Here is a 2,220-nt window from a genome sequence, read left to right as displayed (position 1 = left end):
CGAGCCTTCTCCGACCGGGTGCGGATGCGCTTGCGGTAGGCGTTCCACGCCTCCACGTCATCGGGCGCTTCTTCCATCATCGGGCACCCTCCGCGGTTCCGCGCCGCCTCCAGCGCGGTCCCGACGGCGTGTCACGCACCGCGATACCGGCTTCCTCGAGGGCGGTGCTGATGTGCTCGAACGCTTCCACGTCCTTCCGTTCGCGTGCGTCCTGCAGCTGGCGCACTCCGTCCTCCACCTCATTGTCTCGCGGCTGCCAGAGCGCCCGGTTGCCCGCATCGTAGATTGTTCCGCCCGTCACGCCGTCGTAGACTTCCCGCAGTCGCCTGAGCGACAGCCAGCGCGCCAGCGCTTCCGGCGAGTCCATGATCACCGTCTGCGTGCAGCCGGCGCGCCTGGTTCCTTCCTTGAGGACGAAGTCGCCCTCCAGGGTGACCAGCAGGCAGGACCAGCCCTCGTCCAGGGTGCCGATTATCCCCGCTTGCCAGTGGCAGAGTTCGATCCCCTCGTATCCCAAGAATTCCAGCCTGCGTTCCAGCATTTCCAGGGCCTGCTCTGCGGTTGGGCCGTCCTCGGGCGGGTCATCGAAGAGCGAGCGGGACCACTTGAACAGTTCATAGGCGATATCCTGTTTTGTCATGCCCCCGTTCGCCTTGCGAATTCCAATCCGCAAACCTTCGGCAACGACCCTGCAGGGCATGCCCTCCACGAGCTTCCGGAGGCTCAGCGCCAGCATGACGGAAAGCATGACGATCCTGTGACCGAACACCATTCAGCCTGCCTCCCCGGTAGCGAGCGCCTGCAGCTTCTCGATGTCCTCTGCCGTGTACTCGAAGGGGTGGAACGACAGCGTCTCGGGCGCGTTGATAACGTGCGTCTCGCCGGTCTCCAGGATGGACTGCCGGATTTCCTCCAGCGGGATGCGGGCGCAGGTCCCCAGTCGTTCCAGCGCCTGTGGCAGGTACTCATCCCAGTACTTGGGATGCGGCCGGTCGTGGCTGAGCAGCCGCTGCGCCAGCCTGATGCCGCGACCGTGGACGCGCAGGGCGTATGGCATGAAGTCATGCTCGGCCAGCTCGTCCACCAGCGCCCCCAGCGGCGGTGACTTGTGGATGCGGTATTCGGGTCTCCAATGCTTCTTCAGCGCCGCCAGCACCCCGCCGGGCGCCTGCTGCCGGAAGATGCTCCGGGCCCTCGCGCGCACCTCACGCTCATTGGACCACATCATCGTGTCCATCACCCCCGCCAGCAGCGAGTCGTCCTTGGTACCCCTCACCGCCTCCAGCGCGCGCAGCTGCCGGGCAGGAGTCTCTGACCGCAACGCCACCAGCAGCTCGCCTTCGCCCGGCAGCTCGTGCGCCATTGGTTCGCCGCGCACCACCAGCTCCTCGCCCGCCAGCAGTGGTGTCAGCCCGTCTGACATCAGCGGCGGCAGCCAGGCATGGTTCTGGGAGTAACCGGGACGGCCGTTGAGGGGAATTCCGTCCAGCGCCAGCGTGAAGTCGACCAGGTCCGGCTCATCTTCCATGCGGGCCTCTATTCCGCCCCGCAGCGTTTCCTCCAGCTCCTCCACGGAGTGTCCGTTCCTTGCCGCCTCCGCCAGCCCTTGTTCCCCATACTCCTGCGCAAAGTCACGTGGCGGCTTCAGGACCGCCATCGGCTGACGGTAGTTGTCCTCCGGCCGGAAGATGCCGTAGGGCAGACGGAGCCCGGGATTGCGGTGGCGGATTATCTTCATCTCCCGCACATGGCTGTAGAGGCACCAGTCAACCATGTTGAGCCAGTTCCGGAACAGGCCCCCCGGCGATGCTGCCCGGAAGCGGTCCTGCCCGAACCGCTGCACAAGGTCTGGCGGCAGCCAGTGCATGGCGTAAAGCCGGTAGAACTGCTGCGCCTGTTCCCTCCGCTTCACGAATTCCTCCTCGCTCAGCTGACGCTGGCCATCACGCCATGGCGAGTCGCAGTAATACCACGGCTCGCCCTGCGCGTCGACCCAGCGCAGCGCCGCCCGGAAGGCGCCGTCTCCCGCCGCCCCTGCCAGCAACAGCTGGCCGTCGGCGAGCTCCAGGACCGCGGCCGCGTGCCCGTTGCCCCCGTCCTCGTACGTGCGGGTCCACAGCTGCTTGCCGGTCGCGTCGGTTCGGACCAGCCACCAGCCCCCGGGCGCGGTCGCGCCCGGCGCGCGCGTCGTCCCCAGCAACGCCAGCCCGCCGTCGGCCA

At 67.2% G+C, this 2,220-nt stretch carries 2 protein-coding genes; both read right to left on the bottom strand.

The genetic code is table 11. From position 1 onward, the window contains the following. Nucleotides 1-76: 76 nt before the first annotated feature. A complete protein-coding gene (locus tag QGG57_06755; protein MDP7007863.1) occupies nt 77-673 on the bottom strand; it encodes a hypothetical protein in 597 nt (198 codons plus the stop codon). 99 nt (nt 674-772) lie between these two features. Further along, the coding region (locus QGG57_06750) for a hypothetical protein (GenBank protein MDP7007862.1) at nt 773-2,220 on the bottom strand (1,448 nt) is incomplete at its 5' end.

It is taken from the genome of Candidatus Poseidoniia archaeon, assembly GCA_030748895.1.
Taxonomy (GTDB): Archaea; Thermoplasmatota; Poseidoniia; order MGIII; family CG-Epi1; genus UBA8886.
Note: the sequence above shows the minus strand (reverse complement) of the source record. Positions and strands in the feature narration are given on the sequence as shown.